This window comes from Pseudomonas sp. LBUM1671, assembly GCF_059695685.1.
The window spans coordinates 3572948-3592432 of sequence record NZ_CP166782.1; the positions used below are offsets into that span (position 1 = coordinate 3572948).

At 60.2% G+C, this 19485-nt stretch carries 10 protein-coding genes and 1 pseudogene; 5 read left to right on the forward strand and 6 right to left on the reverse strand.

What is annotated here, in order from left to right; translation table 11 throughout:
* The first annotated feature begins 11 nt into the window (after positions 1-11).
* Together ACA060_RS16320 and ACA060_RS16325 are read left to right on the forward strand one after the other, a co-directional pair.
* A complete protein-coding gene (locus tag ACA060_RS16320; RefSeq protein ID WP_497311795.1) occupies positions 12-1283 on the forward strand; it encodes an MFS transporter in 1272 nt (423 codons plus the stop codon).
* Positions 1280-2166: pseudogene (locus ACA060_RS16325) on the forward strand (EamA family transporter). The gene ACA060_RS16320 and the pseudogene ACA060_RS16325 overlap by 4 nt, the downstream one beginning before the upstream one ends.
* Here ACA060_RS16325 and ACA060_RS16330 read toward each other — a convergent pair.
* A complete protein-coding gene (locus tag ACA060_RS16330) occupies positions 2154-2390 on the reverse strand; it encodes a hypothetical protein (RefSeq protein WP_109632345.1) in 237 nt (78 codons plus the stop codon). The pseudogene ACA060_RS16325 and the gene ACA060_RS16330 overlap by 13 nt on opposite strands.
* A 156-nt stretch (positions 2391-2546) precedes the next feature.
* Between ACA060_RS16330 and ACA060_RS16335 the strand changes: the two genes are divergently transcribed.
* Positions 2547-3002, forward strand: coding sequence for a VOC family protein (locus ACA060_RS16335; protein ID WP_109632346.1), 456 nt, complete (start codon positions 2547-2549; stop codon positions 3000-3002).
* Between the two features lie 61 nt (positions 3003-3063).
* Here the strand turns inward: ACA060_RS16335 and ACA060_RS16340 are convergent, their stop codons facing one another.
* Entirely contained in the window at positions 3064-3990 is a 927-nt protein-coding gene (locus ACA060_RS16340; RefSeq protein ID WP_109632348.1) for a Gfo/Idh/MocA family protein, read from the reverse strand.
* 372 nt (positions 3991-4362) lie between these two features.
* Between ACA060_RS16340 and ACA060_RS16345 the strand changes: the two genes are divergently transcribed.
* Both ACA060_RS16345 and ACA060_RS16350 read left to right on the forward strand, forming a co-directional pair.
* Positions 4363-13014 carry a GH36-type glycosyl hydrolase domain-containing protein gene (locus ACA060_RS16345; protein WP_497311796.1) on the forward strand — a complete coding sequence of 2884 codons (8652 nt, stop codon included), beginning with the start codon at positions 4363-4365 and terminating at the stop codon, positions 13012-13014.
* A 75-nt stretch (positions 13015-13089) separates the two neighbouring features.
* Positions 13090-13815, forward strand: a complete 726-nt coding sequence (locus ACA060_RS16350; RefSeq protein ID WP_497311797.1) for a Crp/Fnr family transcriptional regulator — start codon at positions 13090-13092, stop codon at positions 13813-13815.
* 47 nt (positions 13816-13862) lie between these two features.
* On the opposite strand, the gene ACA060_RS16355 is transcribed toward ACA060_RS16350, so the two are convergent.
* The 4 genes from ACA060_RS16355 to ACA060_RS16370 all read right to left on the reverse strand — a co-directional run bounded on the left by ACA060_RS16355 (position 13863) and on the right by ACA060_RS16370 (position 19461).
* Positions 13863-15182: an outer membrane protein transport protein gene (locus ACA060_RS16355; RefSeq protein ID WP_497311798.1), complete on the reverse strand. Its 1320-nt coding sequence runs from the start codon at positions 15180-15182 to the stop codon at positions 13863-13865.
* A 154-nt stretch (positions 15183-15336) separates the two neighbouring features.
* The gene (locus ACA060_RS16360; protein WP_497311799.1) at positions 15337-17238 is read right to left on the reverse strand and encodes an acyl-CoA synthetase; all 1902 of its coding nucleotides are present in this window, start codon (positions 17236-17238) and stop codon (positions 15337-15339) included.
* The gene (locus ACA060_RS16365; protein ID WP_497311800.1) at positions 17238-18194 is read right to left on the reverse strand and encodes a fumarylacetoacetate hydrolase family protein; all 957 of its coding nucleotides are present in this window, start codon (positions 18192-18194) and stop codon (positions 17238-17240) included. The genes ACA060_RS16360 and ACA060_RS16365 overlap by 1 nt, the downstream gene beginning before the upstream one ends.
* Before the next feature lie 175 nt (positions 18195-18369).
* The gene (locus ACA060_RS16370; protein ID WP_497311801.1) at positions 18370-19461 is read right to left on the reverse strand and encodes a VOC family protein; all 1092 of its coding nucleotides are present in this window, start codon (positions 19459-19461) and stop codon (positions 18370-18372) included.
* Positions 19462-19485: the final 24 nt, after the last annotated feature.

Consider the following 19485-nt stretch of genomic DNA (forward strand, 5'->3'; position numbering starts at 1 on the left):
TGGAGGCGTGCATGACAGCAGATACCGACACAGTCGCCCAACGTAGCACCAGGCAGCCTTCGGGATTGCCGCCTGGGGAAACCAGGACCGACCAGTCTGCGGGGCTTTCTCCGGCGCTCACGTTATTGTTTTCGGTCACCTGCGCACTGGCCGTCGCCAACGTCTACTTTGCCCAACCCTTGCTCGCTTCAATGGCTGAAAGCCTTGGCGTCAGCTCAGGATTGATCGGGGTGGTGGTGACGGCCACTCAGGCTGGATACGCACTGGGGTTGCTGTTCATCGTACCGCTGGGCGACCGGGTCAACCGTAAAAGGCTGATTTTGACCCAAGTGATACTGTCTGCCATTACGCTGGCGGCCGTCGGCGCCTCACAGCAATGGCTGGCGCTTTTGGGCACCATGATCGTGATGGGTTTACTGGCCGTGGTGGTTCAGGTGCTTGTCGCCTATGCCGCCGCGCTGGCAACGCCCTCGCAACGTGGGCAGGCAGTGGGGACCATCACCAGCGGAATTGTCCTGGGCATTCTGCTGGCGCGGTTTACCTCTGGACTGATTGCAGACATCGCTGGCTGGCGCGCCGTTTATTTCGTTTCCTCAGGATTGATGCTGAGCCTCGCGGTGGTGCTATGGAAGTCGGTGCCTGCCGCCGTGTCGGCACGCAATCAGGACACCTACCCAGCGCTCATCGGGTCGCTCTTCAAGCTGTTCATGACCGAACCGGTTTTACGGATCAGGGGTTTGTTGGCCTTGCTGATCTTCGCTGCGTTTTCCGTGCTGTGGACCGCCATGGTGCTACCGCTGAGCGCCCCACCACTGTCGCTTTCACACACCGCCATCGGCATGTTTGGCCTGGCCGGCGTCGCCGGTGCCCTGGCGGCGAGAAGAGCCGGCCAGTGGGCCGATAGAGGTTGGGGACAACGCGTGACCGGCATTTCGCTGGGGCTGCTGACGCTTTCCTGGTTGCCCATTACTTTTGCCGAGACGTCCTTAGTCGCTCTGGTCTGCGGCGTGGTCGTGCTCGATTTCGCGGTGCAAGCCGTACACGTCACCAACCAGAGCTTCATTTTTGCGGCACGCCCCGACGCCCAAAGTCGCATGGTCGGCGCCTACATGTGCTTCTACTCGGTCGGCAGCGCGTTGGGCGCGGCAGCCGCGACCCAGGTTTATGCGCTCTGGGGCTGGACGGCAGTGAGCCTGCTGGGCACGTTGATCAGCGCTGCGGCTTTGGCGCTGTGGGCTCTTACGAGTCATCTCTCACCAACCATTCAAGGAAGATCAGCATGAAAGCCGGACACCTGCTGCTCGCCATCACGATTACAGCCATTTGGGGCGTGAATTTCTCGGTGATCAAACTGGGCCTCACCACCGTTGACCCGCTGATTCTTGCCGGCATTCGCTTTACGCTTTGCGCACTGCCAGCGATCTTTTTTATTCCGAAACCCGACGTACAGTGGCGCTACATCATTGGTTATGGTCTGGTCTTCGGCATCGGACTCTGGGGCGTCGTCAACCTTGGCATCAAGTCGGGCCTCTCCGCAGGCATCGCTTCGCTGGTGCTTCAGTTCAGCGCGTTTTTCACGATCCTGCTGGGCTCATGGATTTTCAAGGAAAGGATTTCCCGCTACCAACTGGCGGGCATGGGCATCGCCTCCTGTGGCTGCTGAGCATCATCTCGATTGTTGACGGGACAGTGACGACCGCCGGGCTGATCCTGGTCCTGCTGGGTGCGGTGGCCTGGAGTGCGGCTAACGTGATCAACAAAAAAGCCAGGACCACTCAGGTCTTCGCTTTCCTGGTGTGGTCCAGTGCGTTTTCACCCATCCCGCTTTTTGCGCTTGATTACGCGGTCAACGGCTCGACGGGTTACAGCGCGTTGGTGAATCAACTCGACTACCGTGCCGTCCTGTCGATCCTGTTCCAGGTCTACCCCAATACCCTGTTCGGCTACTGGGTGTGGAATTCACTGCTGAAACGATACCCGGTGTCTACCGTCGCGCCGTTGTCGTTATTGGTGCCGGTGTTCGGCCTGATGGGTTCAGTCCTGATTTTCAATGAGAGCCTGTCCCTCAACAAAATCGTTGCTGTCGTTCTCATTGTGTCGGGGCTTGGCGTCGGGTTATACGGACAGCGTGTCCTCCGTGCCGTGCTCAGGCATCAACCGGGTTGATCCGCGACCGTGATCTGCGTCAGCCCTACCCGCTCGGCCTGTTGCAGAATCTGCGCCGGCGTCGCGTCTGCGGTGGGCATCATCAGGCTGTTCTCAGCGTCCCCATAATGCAGCTGTAGCAAGTGCATCGCGGCCTCATGGACGGGCAACTGAGGCTGTTCCAGTTCAAACAGGTAGGTGCGGGGTTCGCCGTTGAACAGGTAATTCAGGGTCCATTCGTGCATGGTGGAATCCTCTTATTGGAAAAGTGCAGCTGATTATCCTGACTTAACGATCAGCTTTTCGTTCAACTCTTCGACCAGGAAACAGCCATAGGAAAACTCGTCGAACTCTGATGGAGCCGTCGTTACCATGGACATCGTTTCAACAGGAGGAATGCAATGGAGCTGAAGTTCAGTCACGTCGATGTACTGGTCAAGAATCTCGAGGAAGCCTGCGCTTACTACGCACAGATTCTGCAAGCCAGGATCTCTAAAACGCTGGTCTGGGAACGCGGTGGCCTGCACGTGCGCTACGCGATTGCGTTGATCGGGCAGGAGCGTTTCATGCTGGTGCAGCCGTTGGCGGGGAACCTGAAGGATCTGCTGGATTGCGCGGGCGAAGGCATGATTTACCGCCACTGCTACTCCACACCGGACATCGAGAAGGCCTATGACGACTTGATCGCCGCGGGTGTTCAGCCAGAAGACGAAAACGGAAAACCACTTGCCCGCGCGAACCTGCAATCCCCGTCAGGGACCCGCATCATCTGGTTGCCCAAGCGCTTCGGGCACTTCTCCATCGAGATATTGGAAGACAAGGCGCTGGAGGCATTTATCGAGGAGGCGTTTGCCTGAGAGAGGCTGCGGCGAATGTCCGCTTTCGCCCCGCCCAGTCACTGTCGCACTTTAGCGGCCGTCAGTCGTAGAACGGCTCAACCGACACCCGACTGCCGACAAAAAAGCTGTCGGCCACCAACCGCAGCGGCTGGAGGTCCAGGTCGCTGGCTTTGTCGCCAATCAGCTGTTGGAAATGTCGATACACCGCCGCGTACTCGCCCTCCTCCGAGACGGCCTGGCGCACGCCGTCGATAGTCAGGAGTGCACCACCGTTGTCCAGGCGCAGGGTGCCTTCGGTGCTGCGGATTTCGATGCTCCAGAGTTCGTCATGACCGTGGTCGAAATCGAACTCCGCGCGGACATCGAGGTGACGCGCGTCAGACATTTTGATCGAAGCGGCAATCGGCGACTGGCAGTTATTGGGGACTCGCAGTTCGGCAGACTCGACGAACAGCGGCAGCGCCAGCAAATGGGTGACGATCGACAAGGCATTGATGCCCGGATCGAAGACGCCCAGGCCTCCGGGTTGCCAGATCCAGGCCTGGCCGGGGTGCCACTTGCGCACGTCTTCCTTCCAGTCGATCTGCACGCTTTGCAGGGTGCGGGTGGCCAACCAATCACGGGCGGCCTCGATACCCGGCGCGTAGCGTGAATGCCAGGCGAACAAACCGCTGACGCCTTGTTCTTCGGCCTGGCTCACCAACGCCATCGCCTCACCCAACGTGGCGCACGGTGGTTTTTCTACCAGCACGTGTTTGCCTGCAGCCAGCGCTTGTTGCACCAAAGCAAATCGTCCCTGCGGCGGTGTGCAAAACGCAATCGCATCGACCTGAGGGCCGTTTTCGAGCAGTTCGCTCAGGGACTTGAAGTTCTCGACCCCGGCGCAAGGCTGCCCTTGCGTGGCGACAGACACCAACTGGAACGCGGGGTTGGCGTGGATAGCGGGAACGTGTTGATCCTGGGCAATCTTGCCGTAGCCCACCAGACCGAGACGGATCGGTTGCATCGATGACTCCTGATTGTTTTTGTATTGGTACGCAAGCCGGCAAGATTACGTTTGTACAGCGGGGAAGTCATTGACGACGTGCTGATGCTGCACCCAAGCGGCGAGCTTGAACGCTGCCAGCGCCTGGAAACGACCTTTACCCGGGTCCGCCAGCTATTGCCAACCGCCTCCAGCAGCGCTCTGCGCCGCCCATTCGGCGAGCCTCCTAAGAAGGCTGCTATGTGCGCCAGCGAACAGACGAACAGCCCTTCAGGTCTCCACACTCAAGTTGAAAAGCTACGTCCAGCAAGTGCTGTCCGGTGCTGGCGCAATGCGTTGGCGTACCTATCAAAATGCACGCAATCGCATCATGCGTTTCAGGCTCGGGACCTTATGAACAGCATATGGACACGCATACAGAAGGTATTTCCCCGCTCGTCCGGCTTTTGGCGGACTCATCTGTTTCCCCAGCCCCGATTCAAATACGAGCCCATCTTGCGCTCGGAGCTTTTCAGCGCCGACCAGATGGCCAGTCACGGCATCGCCCTGGCCGGGCAGCATCGCCTGACCACGCTGTCTGCACGGGACTCGATGCTGCACCGGCTCGATGATAACGAGCAGTTACTCAAACGCAGCTGCACGGCGCTGACCAGCGCTCAATTGTCCAGCCGACGAGTGACTCCGGCAGCGGAATGGCTGCTGGACAATTACTACCTGGTCGAAGACCACATCCGCACCGCCAGGACGCACCTGCCCAAAGGCTACAGCCGTGAGTTGCCACGCCTGATCAACGGCCCGTCTGCGGGACTGCCACGCGTCTATGACATCGCGCTGGAGACCATCTCCCATGGCGACGGTCGGGTCGACGAAGAGAGTCTGAGCCGCTTCATATTTTCTTATCAGACCGTGATGCCACTGGCGCTGGGCGAACTGTGGGCGATACCGATCATGTTGCGCCTGGCACTGATCGAAAACCTGCGGCGCGTGGCCTCGCGGGTCATGGCCAACGCCGACGAGCGCAATCTGGCCGATGACTGGGCCGAACGCTTGATCGAAACCTCGGAACAGGACATCAAGAGCGTGGTGCTGACCGTTGCCGACATGGCTCGCTCCGCACCGCCGATGACCCCCGCCTTTGTCGCCGAATTCACCCGCCGCCTGCAGGGCCAAAGTGCAGCCCTGGCCCTGGCGCTGAACTGGATCGAGCAAATGCTCGGTGAGACCGGCTCCAGCATCGAACGCCAGGTGCAGCTCGACGCGCAACAACAGGCCGCGGATCAGGTGTCCATAGGCAACAGCATCGGCAGCTTGCGTCTCTTGTCCGCCACGGACTGGCGCGAGTTCGTCGAGTCAATGAGTCACGTCGAACAGATTCTCCACGAAGACCCGGCGCAGGTTTACCGGGCGATGGATTTCAAAACCCGTGACAGCTACCGGCATGTCATTGAGCGCCTTGCCCGACGAAGCCCCCAGCACTCGGAAATCCAGGTCGCCCGCGCCGCGATCAATCTCGCCGCAGCCGGAACCGCCTCAGTCTCCTGCCCAGTGCTGGCTCACCACGTCGGGTATTACCTGATCAGCGCCGGGTTGCCGACCCTGGAGCGACGGCTCATCGCCCGAGTACCGCTTCATGAGCGCTGGAAACGGCTGTTGCAGCAGTCACCGCTGATGTTTTACCTGGCGCCGGTGGCTTTCCTGACGCTCATCTTCGCCTGGCCCCTGCTGGCTTCTGCACAGCGCGATGGAATGCCCGATGCGGCGCTTCTGCTGATGGCGATTCCATGCCTGATCATGACCAGCCGACTGGCAATCAGCCTGATCAACTGGTTGGTGACGTTCAGCCTGTTGCCGACGACGCTGCCGAAAATGGATTTCGCCAACGGTATTCCCGATGGCGCGCGAAGCCTGGTGGTGATCCCGACGCTGATCGCCAGCCTGGCCGATGTGGACGAACTGGCGGAAGGTCTCGAAGTGCGCTTTCTCGCCAACCGCGACAGCAACCTGTATTTCGCGTTGCTCAGCGATTTCCTCGATGCGCCTGAAGAGTCTCAGCCACAAGACGCCGAACTGCTCACACAGGCGTCCCGTGCAATCACCCTGCTCAATGAAAAATACGCGGATGGACTCGGCGACCGATTCTTTCTGTTGCATCGGCCACGGCGCTGGAACGCGAGCGAACACGTATGGATGGGCCACGAGCGCAAACGCGGCAAGCTGATCGAGCTCAATGCCCTGCTGCGCGGCAATGGACAGGACCGTTTCAACGCCATTGTCGGCGACATCACGCCGTTGCGCGGCGTGCGTTACGTCATCACGCTGGACACAGACACCCTGCTGCCGCGCGATGTCGCTCGCCAATGTGTGGCGGCGATGATGCACCCGTTGAATCGTCCGTTGTTCGACAGTGCTGGCGAGCAGATCATTTCCGGCTACGCGGTGTTGCAACCGCGAGTCGGCATCGGCCTGACCAGCGCCACGCGCTCGATCTACGCCCGGTTGTTTGGCAGTGATGCCGGTGTCGATCCTTACACCCGGACGGTGTCGGACGTTTACCAGGATCTGTTCCAGCAAGGTTCCTTTATCGGCAAGGGCATCTACGATGTCGATGCGTTCACCTGCGCACTGGAAGGCTGCTTGCCGGATAACCAGATTCTGAGCCACGACCTGATCGAAGGGTGTTATGCACGATCCGGCCTGCTCAGTGACGTGCAGGTCTACGAGCAATACCCCTCGCGCTACGGTGCCGATGTCAATCGCCGGCATCGCTGGATACGCGGCGACTGGCAGCTGCTGCCGTGGACTTTACCCTGGGCGCGCAACGCCGATGGCAAATGGGTGCGCAACAGGCTGAGCGTCATGGCACGCTGGAAGATTCTGGATAATCTGCGACGCAGCCTGGAACCGCTGGCGCTGTTGTTGATGTTTGCATGGGGCTGGTTTGCCAGCAGTCAGCCCATGAACTGGACCCTGACAGTCATCGGGTTGATGGTGATTCAACCGTTGCTCCGGGCGGTGACCGATCTGATGCAGGCCCCCGCCGATGTGCCCTTTGGACAATACCTGAGGGCGCTGCTGGGAGATCTTGCGAAGGACCTGGCCCGGGCATGCCTGACGCTCGCCTGGCTGCCCTTCGAGATGTTCTACAGCGCCGATGCAATCCTGCGCTCGCTCTGGCGAATCGGCTTTAGCAGACGCCGGCTGTTGCAATGGCAGCCCTCGCGCGAGGTGGAGCGCACGACCGATAACCGTCTGTCCGGCCTCTATCGCCAGATGTGGATCGAGCCGGCATCGGCCCTCATCGCGGTGGCCCTGTTGGTGAACGATCCGCAGACGCTGGCCATTGCCAGTCCGCTGCTGTTGTCGTGGCTGGTGGGCCCCTGGATCGCCTGGCGGCTCAGTTTGGCGCCCAGGCAGTCGGTGTTTGCCCCCTCGGCAGATGATCTGCGTTTCCTGCGGTTGCTGGCGCGCAAAACCTGGGCGTTCTTCGATCAATACGTCGGGCCTCAAGATCACTGGCTGCCACCGGACAACGTGCAGGAACAACCCCGGCCTGCCGTTGCCCATCGGACCTCGCCGACCAATATGGGCATGTCCTTGCTCGCCCATCTGGCCGCTCGCGATTTCGCGTACTTGAGCACCGAACGACTGCTGTCCCGGCTTGCGGCATCGCTGGACAGCATGGACGGACTGGAGCGTTATCGGCAGCACTTCTACAACTGGTACGACACGCTGACCCTCGAACCGCTGCGCCCGCATTACGTCTCCACAGTCGACAGCGGTAACCTGGCGGGCCTGCTGCTGACCCTGCGCACCGGCATCGAGCAGCTTGCAGACGCCCCGCTGTTCAGCCCTGCCGTGATCAAGGGTCTGCGCGATACCCTCGATATCCTCATAGAGTCCCAACGCGCTTCAGGGACGGATGAAAACGCCCTGAATCAATTGCGAAAAAGCCTTGAACAAGGCTCGCAAACGGCGACCACTGACGCGTTGGCAGAGCTGCTGCAAACCGCTCACCTGATGGTCACAGGCCAGCAAGCGGACACCGATGAGGAAAGCCTCTACTGGCGAGAAGCGTTTACCCGTCAATGCATCGACTGGACAGAAGAACTGCAGCGCTATCGCCTCCCTGCCCCCCTGGTGACGATGGAGTCGCCTGGCACCTTGCGTCAGCTGGCAGCGCTGAATTGCGCTGACTGGGCAATCGACCATCACCCTCGAATCGAGCAGGTCCGCACCGACGCCAGGGAGCGCCTGAAGACCCTGGAACGTCTGGCCTTATTAGCGACGTCATTGGCGCAAATGGATTTCTCGTTGCTTTACGACAATCAGCGTGACCTGTTCGTCATCGGTTACAACGCCGAAGAATGCCGGCTCGACACCGGCTATTACGACCTGCTGGCATCCGAGGTGCGGCTCACCAATTTCGTGGTTATCGCCCAAGGACAGATTCCCCAACGCGCCTGGTTCACCCTGGGAAGACTGCTGGGCGAAAACGCGGGCGTACCGACGTTGCTGTCCTGGTCGGGGTCAATGTTTGAATACCTGATGCCAATGCTGGTGATGCCCAACTATGAAGGCAGCCTGCTGGACCAGACTTGCCGCGCCGCCGTGTCGGTGCAAATCGAGCATGGCAACAGGCTGGGCATTCCCTGGGGCGTTTCGGAATCGGGTTACAACACCGTCGACGCGCACTTCAATTATCAATACCGCGCCTTCGGCGTTCAGGCGCTCGGGCTCCAGCGCGGGCTGAGCAATGACGTCGTCATAGCGCCTTATGCCAGCGCCCTGGCGTTGATGGTCGATGCCGATGCGGCCTGCAAAAACCTGCAACGCCTTGCCCTGCAAGGCTCTTCGGGGCGTTTCGGCCTGTATGAAGCAGTGGATTACACCGAGGCCCGCTTACCGCGCGGCCAACCCTTCGTCGTGGTCCGGTCGTTCATGGCGCACCACCAGGGCATGAGCCTGCTGGCCTTGACCAGCCGACTGCTCGATCAACCGATGCAACGGCGATTCGAGTCCGACCCGGCGCTGCAATCAGCCCTGCTGCTGTTGCAGGAGCGGGTGCCCAAATCCGCCGCACCCTACCTGCAAACCGCCCAGGCGCCGGCACTCGGCGATGTTGGCCAAGGCCAGGATTCGGGGCTTCGGGTGTTCTCGGATCCGGGACGCAAACGTCCAGCCGTGCAATTGCTCTCCAACGGTCGCTACCACGTCATGCTGACCAGCGGCGGCGGTGGTTACAGCCGCCGCAATGAAATGGCCGTCACCCGTTGGCAGGAAGACACTTCACAGGACAATTGGGGGATGTTCTGCTACCTGCGCGATGTCCAGACCAACACGGTATGGTCGGCTGCGCATCAACCGACTTTGCATAAACCCGAGAGCCACGAGGCGATCTTCTGCGACTCCCGGGCAGAGTTTCGCGCACGCAACCTGGATTTCGACACGCATCTGGAGATTGTTGTCTCGCCTGAAGACGACATCGAACTGCGCCGCCTGCACGTCACCAACCGAGCCTCATCCGCCAAGACACTGGAGATCACCACCTACGCCGAAGTCGTGCTGACTTCTCCCGGCAACGACGCGATGCACCCGGCGTTCAGCAAGCTGTTCGTGCAGACCGAATTACTGCCGGCGCTCCAGGCCATTGTCTGCAGCCGCCGCCCCCGGGCCAACGATGAGCCGACGCCGTGGATGTGCCATTTGCTGGCTGCACACGGGGTGGACATTGATGCGATCTCGTACGAAACCGATCGCGCCCGGTTCATCGGCCGAGGGCGCAGCCTGGTGTCACCTGCCGCCCTGGATGCCGATTGCCAGCGCTTGTCAGGCAGTGCAGGCCCGGTGCTTGATCCGGTGGTCGCGATTCGCTGCAGGATTACCCTGCAACCCGGCCAACAGGCAACCATCGACCTGGTCACCGGAGTCGCCGACAGTCGCGACGATTGCCTCTATCTCATTAACAAATACCGCGACCGCCACCTCGCCGACCGGGTGTTCGACCTGTCCTGGACCCATAGCCAGGTGCTTTTGCGTCAACTCAATGCCACGTTGTCCGACGCCCGTCTGTTCGAGCAGATGGCCTCGTCGCTGCTTTATGCAAACGCCTCGATGCGCGCCGACAATGCAGTGCTGATTGCCAATCGACGCAATCAGCCGGGACTCTGGGGTCAGGCCATTTCCGGCGACCTGCCTATCGTTCTGCTGCAGATCCAGAGCCTGGACAATATCGCTTTGGTGCAGCAGTTGATTCAGGCCCACGCCTACTGGCGGCAAAAAGGGCTGGTGGTCGATCTGTTGATCTGGAACGAAGATCAGGCGGGTTATCGCCAGCAACTGCAAGACGTGATCATGGGCCTTATCACCTCCGGCAGTGAAGCCGCTTTGCTGGATCGTCCGGGCGGGATTTTTGTGCGCCCCGCGCAGCAGATGTCGACAGAAGATCGCGTGCTGGTCCTTTCGGTGGCCAGGCTGGTGCTGAGCGAAGAGCTGGGCAGTCTCGCGGAACAGATTCATCGACGCAAAGGATTGCCGTTGCACGCGCCGTTTGTTGCGAGCCGGCATTATCAGGCCGGGCCGGCACCGGTACGACCGAACCGTCCCTCACTGCTGCTGGGCAATGGATATGGCGGTTTCAGCGACGATGGCAGTGAGTACATTGTCACCGGGCTGGCAGCCAATCCGACACCCGCGCCCTGGGTCAATGTGATTGCCAATGCACACCTCGGCACCGTGGTCTCGGAAGCCGGCAGCGCGTATACCTGGGCCGAGAACGCCCATGAATTTCGCCTGACGCCGTGGCACAACGACCCGGTCACCGATCGGAGCGGCGAAGCCATTTACCTGCGCGATGAAGAGACCGGGCACTTCTGGTCGGCATCGCCTCAGCCCTGCCCCGGGCAAGGCCCATACCGGACCCGCCATGGTTTCGGCTATAGCGTGTTCGAGCATGAAGAGGACGGCATTTACAGCGAGCTGTGGATCTATGTAGCGCTGGATGCGCCGATCAAATTCTCGCGACTGTTATTGACCAACCGCTCGGGACGCAGCCGATCATTGTCGGTCACCGGGTATGTGGAATGGGTGCTGGGCGATCTGCGCAGCAAGTCGGCGATGCATGTGGTCACCCAATCGGATCCCGCCAGCGGTGCCTTCTTCGCCCGCAACGCCTACTCGGTGGAGTTTTCCGAGCGGGTGGCCTTCTTTGATACCGACACGGTCGATCACGGTGTCAGCGGTGACCGTACTGAATTCATCGGCCGCAGTGGCAGCCTCGCCTCACCGGCAGCGATGCAACATGAAGGGTTGTCTGGGCGCATGGGGGGCGGCATGGACCCTTGCGCCGCCCTGCAAGTGTCGGTTGATCTCAACGATGGCGACAGCAAGGAAGTCATCTTGCGCCTTGGGGCGGCCTCGTCCAGCAACGCCGCTACCCAGTTGGTGCAACGCTATCGGGGCAGACTTGCGGCCGCAGCAGAATTGCAAAAGGTACGGGAACACTGGCGCTCATTGCTCGGGGCCATTCATATCGAAACATGCGAGCCGGCGGTCGATGTCATGGTCAACGGCTGGTTGATGTATCAGGTCATCGCCTGCCGATTCCAGGCCCGAAGCGGCTACTACCAGTCGGGTGGCGCCATCGGTTTTCGCGATCAGTTGCAGGACAGTATGGCGATGATCCATACCGATCCGGCCACAGTGCGAGCGCATCTGTTGCTGTGCGCCGCCCATCAGTACGTGGAAGGCGACGTGCAACACTGGTGGCACCCGCCGATGAATCGAGGGGTCCGCACCGCCTGCTCCGACGACTTTTTGTGGCTGGTGGCCGCCACCAACCGCTATGTCGAAATGACCGCCGATGTGGGTGTACTGGAAGAGCCCGTCGGGTATCTGGAAGGACGCGTACTGGCGGCTGGCGAAGAGTCCTACTATGACCTCCCTGGGGTTTCGCACCTGCGAGAATCCCTTTACCAACACTGCGTGCGCGCCATCGAACATAGCCTGCGCCGCGGTCATCACGGGCTGCCGCTGATGGGCTCGGGTGACTGGAACGACGGCATGAATCGCGTCGGCCATCTGGGTGCAGGAGAAAGTGTCTGGCTGGGCTTCTTCAGTTATCAGGTGCTGGAGCAATTTGCGGTGACCGCCCGCCTGCACGGTGATCACGCATTTGCCAGGCGCTGCAGCGACAGCGCGGTGACACTGCAACGCAACCTCGATCAAAGTGCCTGGGACGGCGCCTGGTATCGCCGTGCCTGGTTCGATGACGGGCAAGTGCTCGGCTCGGCGAGCAATGAAGAATGTCGCATCGATTCCATTGCTCAAAGCTGGTCAGTGCTGTCAGGGGCCGGACCTGCCAACCGCCAGATCAAGGCCATGCAATCCTTGGATGAGCATCTGATCAAACGTCGCATCCGCGCCGTGTTGCTGTTTGATCCACCGTTCGACAAGGGCACCCTGGACCCGGGCTATATCAAGGGCTACGTGCCTGGCGTGCGCGAGAACGGAGGTCAGTACACCCATGCCGCCGTCTGGGCGGGCATGGCGTTTGCGCAGTTGGGTGAAGCCGGCAAAGCGTGGGAACTGCTGAATCTGATCAACCCTGCCGCGCCGGCCAACAACGCTCGAATCGACACCTACAAGGTCGAGCCCTATGTCATGGCCGCGGACGTCTACGGCGCCGGCCCCCATGCCGGGCGCGGTGGCTGGACCTGGTACACCGGTTCCGCCGGCTGGATGTACCGGCTGATTGTCGAATCATTGCTGGGCGTACTACGCAGCGGCCATACGCTCAGAATCGAACCGTTGATGCCCGCTCACTGGCCGGGTTTCATCTTGCACTACCGCTTTGGCAAAACCCTCTACCACTTTGATGTGCGTCAAGGCAGTTCGGCCTTCACCTCGATGACCCTCGACGGCCAGCCATTGACTGACGCAGCGCTGACACTGGAGGACGACGGCCTGGAGCGCTGGGTTCAGGTCGATTGTCGCGCCCGATCACCCAGGCCTCAGGCGCTGGAATACGAACACACCGCCGATGAATAGACATTGACCACCCGCCGGATGCGCATGGGAGTACCCTGAGTCGGCACGCCCCTGTTCCGCCAAGGATGCTCTGCCATGCCTGCTTCTCCCAAGCCAAGCGACAATCATCTCCTTGCAGCGCTGCCGGCCGACGACCTCCAGCGCCTTGTTCCGCACCTGGAGCAGGTCAGCCTGGCGCTAGGCGATGTGCTGTATGAACCGGGAGACACCTTGCGGCACGTTTACTTTCCGACGGACTCCATCGTGTCCCTGCTGCATGTCACGGAAAACGGCTCATCAGCAGAGATTGCCGTGGTCGGAAACGAGGGGCTGATCGGTATTGCGCTGTTCATGGGCGGCGAAAGCACGTCTAGCCGCGCGGTGGTGCAAAGTGCCGGAACTGCGTTTCGTCTGCCCGGGCAAAAACTCAAGAAAGAGTTCAACCGTCATGGCGACCTGCTCCTGCTGATGCTGCGTTACACCCAGGCGCTGATCACACAGATGTCACAAACCGCCCTGTGCAACCGCCATCATTCGATCGATCAGCAACTGTGTCGATGGCTCCTGCTGTCGCTGGATCGCCTGCACGGCAATCGCCTGAACATGACCCAGGAGCTGATCTCCAACATGCTGGGTGTGCGCCGCGAAGGCGTCACCGAAGCAGCCGGCAAACTACAACGCCAAGGCGTCATCGAGTACAGCCGAGGCCAGATCACCGTACTGGATCGAGCGCGCCTCGAACGACTGAGCTGCGAGTGCTACCTGGTGGTCAAGACCGAGACCGATCGGCTGTTGCATTACACCCGCCGTCAGGACGAGTGATGCGTTCAGACTGATTGCCAGCTGCGATACCTACTTCTGTCAATCGTTCAGTACCGATAAGTTGCCTGCACCGAAATGCCATTCGCACTGTTTTCATAGTTGGCGCTATATTCCGGTTGCAGACCGGAGTTGTTCGACTGCTTGACAGAGACTTTGGAATCCCAGAGATAACCATAAGCAAAGTCTATCGTCAGATCGGGGTTCGGCGAGTAAGCGCCGCCAAGGGTCACGGCCTGGCGATTCCCGACCGGAATGCGCACGCTGCGATCGGCATTTCTGATGGGCGACGGATCATAGGCGTAGCCTGCGCGCAGCAGCCATTGCTGATTCAATTGATAGGAGGCGCCCACTGCGGTGGACCACGTGTCGCGCCAGTTCATTTCTTCAGTCACACGGCCCAGGCCGGCCGCCTGGCCCAGGGGGGAAAGACCGCTGTTGATGGCCTCGACCTGCTGGATCCGGCTCCATCGTGTCCAGGTAGTCCCCAGGTATCCGGTCCAGCGACTGTTGAATCGATGGGTGATGGACGTGTCCACTGATTCGGGCATGGTCAGATCCAGCTTGGCGTCATAACTCCCGTCCAGCGGGACAACGCTCGGGGAACCGGAAACGTCGGTATGCCCCTTGAGGTGATAGTTCACCTTCGAGTGATAGGTAATCCCCCAACTCGTTGCCTCACTGAAATCGACCAACAGGCCGACGTTGTAGCCAATCGCCGTGTCGTCGCCTTTGATGGTGACCAGGGTGTCCTGACCGTTGTTCAGGGCACCAGTGGCCAGGTAATTCTGAAGCTTTGCATTGAAACGGTTCAGGGTCGGCCCGCCACCAATGGACACGAAATCATTGATCCGCCAGGCAACGGTGGGCTGAAGGGTTATCTCCTTGGTCGTGCTATAGGATCCATGGTAACGGCCTTGAAAAGAGCGCTCGTAATCATTGATCAGGCCACTCGGGGCATAGAGGCCCAGCCCCATCGAAAAACGCTCATCAAGGGGTGTCGACATATAGGCGAAGGGCACGACGCCCAAAGGGACCGAATCCCCTTTGTTGGTTCCTGCTGCACTGCTTTGCGCATCACTGATGTCGTCACTCACCGACACGAGCGCGGCCCCGCCGGAAATCTCGCTGCGTTTCAATTTGGTCAAGCCGGCAGGGTTTCCGTAAATAGTGCTGGCATCCAGCGCCGAAGACGACCTTCCCGCATACGCCGTTCCTGCACTGCTTGCACTTTGTTCGTTAAGGGCAATGCCATTGGCGCTTGCAACTGTAGAGGCGCCAAAGAGTGCCATGGCACCGGTGAACTTGATCCAGGCAACGCACTTTCGCTGAGCAAAGAGACACGGAATCACACGGCTTTTGAGTTTCATTTTCCACCTCTGGTTTATTGTTTTTATTGATTTCACGCAGGCAAGGCTTCGCCGTCCTGTGCACTTTTCAGTGCCGGTTGGCGTTGATCGACGTTGTGTAAAAGGCCCTGGCTAAACAGCGCCAGGGCTTGATGGCCGGATTAGAATCAGGGACTTAACCAAGCCACTCGATTTGAAAGCTGTAGCGCCCCAGGAGCTGAGCCAATAGTTCCTGGCCAGTTCCGGCCCGGATGCAGGCAACATGCCCACGGCGATTGTCCTGCACGACCTCGACAGCAATGTCCAAAAGCCCCAGGCGCCCTGCTTCCTGACGGACGACTCTGGCAATCTCGCGCTGCTGCAAGGCGGGTTTGAATATCTTGCCGACAGCCGTCAGTGGCAACGCACCAAGGATTTCAATGCGCTTGGGCACTGCTGCTCGCTCGCTGATGTGCAGATGCGCAAACGCCTCAAGTTCTTCGGCGTTGCACACTTGCCCGGGGCGCAGCTGAATGTAGGCTACCGGCACTTCGCCCGAGTAGGCATCGGGGCTGCCGATGGCAGCGGCCAGGGCGACGGCGGGATGCGCTTGCAGAGCCTCCTCGATTTGCTTGGGATCGATGTTGTGACCGCCGCGAATGATCAACTCCTTCTTGCGACCGGTCAGCCAGAAGTAACCTTGCGCATCCTGACGACCCAAGTCGCCCGTATTCAGCCAGCGCTGACCGTCGATATCGATCCAGAGGCCGTGGTTATGACGCTCCTCCAGATAGCCTTCGAAAAGATTCGGGCCGCTGATCGTGATGAGGCCGATCTCATCCACTTCGGCGTCACGCAGGTACGCTCCAGCATCGTCGAGCAAGACCGCGCGCATCTTCTGGTAGGCGATCCGTATCCCGATGGAGCCGATACTACGCTCGCCATGGGGCGGATTGATTGAGGAAACGCAGGCCCCTTCAGTCAGGCCGTAACCTTCCAGGATCTTTACCCCGGTCCGGCGCTCGAACTCGCGGAAAAGCTCGGCCGGCATGGGCGCGGCGCCACACATTGCAAAGCGAAGACTGGAGAGGTCGCGGCCCTGCCATTCGTTTTGCAGCAGTGCGGCATAGACAGTCGGTACGCCGGAAAAGAGGTTGATTCCGAAGTGCTCGACCATCTCCCAGAAGCGTGGGATCACCCCCTCGCCACGGTACCCATGAGGTGTCCCGAGTATCACATGATCGCCTTGAGTCCACGACATCAACCCGGTCACCATTTGTCCATTGACATGAAACAGCGGCAGGCCACAAAAGATCACCTGTCCACCACTGCGTGGCTGCAAGTGAGCGGCCACGGCCCATGCATTGAAGACTTCCGAGCCATGGGTACGCGCGGCGATCTTGGGCAGCCCGGTGGTGCCGCCCGTACAGATGTAGGAGGAGCACTCATCCGGGCGGATTTGCCGGCCGCTCTTCAGGTGGGCGTGCGGCTGGGTGCTCATCAGCGATTGCCAATCGTGGATCTCGATATCGCGGTGCTGGCCTCGCTCCATCAGTGCCGCGGCTTTCAGGGCACCACGCACCGGCTCGGGGGCATAGGGTTCCATGCTGACCCAGACCACCTGCCGGACCGTGGGTAGCTGATGCAGCTGCGAAGCCAGTTTGGGCCACAGATCGCTGCCCGGCGTCGGCGCGAGTGTCACCACCACGGATACCTTCGCGGCATTGAGCAAGCTCGCCATCTGCGTGGCCTCGAGCAGCGGATTGATCGCCATGACGATGCCGGCCGCCTCCCCGCCCCAAATCGTGAAATGGGTTTCCGGCAGATTGGGCAGGATGAAGGCCAGCACCTCACCCGATGTTATGCCCAGGTCATGGAAGGCATTGGCCGCGCGGGTGATCTCCGCGAAGAGCCGGGCGTAATCCCACTCAAAGGTGTGTTTGAAATCCGCAGCATCAGCGAAGAAGCTAAGCGCCGGTGCCTGCGGGTTGCTCTCGGCCGCCTGGCGCAGCGCTTCATACGTGCTGGAAGCCAGGTCACGCTCCGACAACGGGACTCGTTCGAGACGTTCGATGTCGCACAGGGTCTGCACCACCATCAGGCTTGCTCCACGACGCGGTTGCGTTGCACGCCGAGGTCGACCACGCCATCGGCGCTGCGAATGCGCGCCTCGACCACGTCACCGGCCTTGAGATACTGCGTCCGGCCCTCTTGCGCCTTGAGGAAAAGTTTCCACTTGGTGGCTTCTGGCATCAGGGCCGCAATGCGCTGTTTGGCAGGCGAAGGAATCGTCAGAGCGCAGCCCGCAGGCGTGCCGGTAGCGATCAGGTCGCCAACGTCGAGATCTTGCACGGACGAGAGCTCGGTCAGGGTTTCAGCGGGGCCGTAAACCAGGTTGGCCGTGCTGTCGTTCTGTCGCACCTGGTCGTTGACGGTCAGGCGCAGTTGCAATGCTTTGAGGTAATGCATGTCCTTTGCATCCAGCAGACAGAGGTACGGGCCGACCGGACCAAAAGTGCGGAAGCTCTTGCCCTTGTAGAACTGCATCTGCGGAATCTGAACGTCTCGCGCCGAGTAGTCGTTTACGATGACGACGCCTGCAATGAACTCATGCAGATTGGCATCGGTGACGGCAACGGCGCCGGTGATCGCGCGTTTCATCACCAACCCCAGTTCGATTTCGTAGTCGAGGAAGCGTACGGTCCGCGGCTTGATCAGGTCGCTGTCAGCCGCCACCAGGCAACTGGTCGCCTTGGTGAAGATCATGTTGAATTTTTTCGCATCCGGGTCCATGCCCGACTCGATCATGTGCTGACGGTAATTGGCACCCTGGCAGACGAACTGCTGGTTACGGGTTACCGGCGACAGCAGTTTTACTTCACCCTGCGCAAGCTCCGAGCCTTTGAGTTGAGCGAGGTCTTCGATACTGTTCTGGCTAATGAAGTCACCGGTGGTTTCAAAAACACCGGGGACCACCGTAATACGGCCCTGGCGAAGCACGCCCCAGTGGATACCGTTCTCAAATTCGAAGCGGACGACGTGTACAGCAGACATTGAAGGTACTCCTGGAGCGGCGTTTGTCCCGAACTCGGTGGCGCGGGAACTGTGGTGTTGTTCTGAAACGGGGCCGGCAACGGTGTAGACCCACGCACCGCCGGCAAGCAAGGCGCCGGCTTTAAGCACGTCCCGCCGGCGAAATCGGGTTGAGTTATTCGACATGGCGGCAGCTCTACCCGAACATCCGCATGAGGGTCATCAACTTGCGAAGGGTCAAATCCGGGCTGCGTCGCAGGTTGCGGATCAGCGCACGCAAATTGGCCAGGCTGATCTTGGGTTTGGTAAAACTTTTGGGCATGCGCTGCCCCCACTGGGCCATTGCCTCGGGGCTTACCGGATGAATGCCCGTCGGCCGAGTGGCCGTGAACAGATCCCCGTCGCAGTAATGCTCGTGCTTGTCGCCCCATGGGTCTTGCCAGTAATCAAAGATCTGACTGCCCAGAATGTGCCGGCCGATGCCCCATGAGTGTTGCCAACCGCGCTCGCGCAGGACGCGCTGCCCCATGCCCACCGCGTCTGCATCGACGACTTCATAGGCGCTATGGCTGTAGGTCGCCATGAACCCTTGCGCAATCGCGAGCGTATGGTGATCCGCGGGACTGTCACCAAGATCAAGGCGCATGAAAGTGACGATAGGCGTGCCGTCGGAAAGCACCTGCACATCGCTGGGAATGAACCCGAAATGCTCCGTGTACCAGGCGCAGGTCGCCTGGTAGTCGGCCACTTCAATGACGATGTGGCCAAGTTTGAGGACTTCAGGGGGCGCAATCGGCGGGCGCTGCGTGGCATTGATTCGTGGCTGCTCGTGCGCCAGATTCCAGTGCAGAGGCGCTCTGTGTGCCAGCGCCTTGCCGGGGGCCTGGTCGCAAATCGCTTCCACGATAAAACCGGAAGGATCGGTCAGCCGGACGGAGAACCCTTTGCCAGGATGCTCCGACTTTTCTACCGATGACGCCCCTGGAATTTGAGCGAGCTTTTCCAGATCTTCAAGCGACGACACTGCGAGTCCGAAGCCGATAAATCGTGCATGCTCGGCACGATGGACACGGTAGCAATAGGAAGTGGCGTCGGTGGCCCGCAGATACAGCGTATCGGCGTCCTGCCGATTGACCGTCAGGCCGAAGTCGGTCAGGAACCGCGCCGCCTCATTCAAGTCCGGCCGTTGAAAGATCAGGTGAGTCAGATCCCGGGCCTTCACGGTCGGTTGTGGATGCCGGGAGGGTTGTGGTGTCGCCAACCGGTGCAATTGGTTTATGTCATTCATTGTTTTTGTTTTCCGGTTTTTTCA